The following is a 264-nucleotide window of genomic DNA, read 5'->3' on the forward strand; positions in this document are numbered from 1 at the left end:
TCTGAGCTGGTTCTGATCATTGCCGGCGTTAGTGACCTGGTGATGCACGATGAGCTGGTGTTTGTGATCCACGCCGCTTGGTACGTTGTCGCCGGTGACGTGCTGGTTGCCTTTGTTCAAGGCCCGCGCATCAGGGTCGCTACGCGAGCGCTGGGTCTCACCACGCTCATCGAGCTGCTTGCGTTGTGCCTGCTGGCGGGCTTGGCGCGCCTTGAGTTCCTCCAACTTGCTCGCCAGCGTGGGGTCTTCACCCAACCGGTCGCC

Annotated in this window: 1 pseudogene; it reads right to left on the reverse strand. The window is 62.1% G+C overall.

Features of this window, described 5'->3' with window-relative positions:
- Positions 1-264 (reverse strand): annotated as a pseudogene (locus E1958_RS20680) (IS5/IS1182 family transposase); the annotation flags it as partial.

The sequence above is a fragment of the Candidatus Thiosymbion oneisti genome, from assembly GCF_004359955.1.
Taxonomy (GTDB): Bacteria; Pseudomonadota; Gammaproteobacteria; order Chromatiales; family Chromatiaceae; genus Thiosymbion; species Thiosymbion oneisti.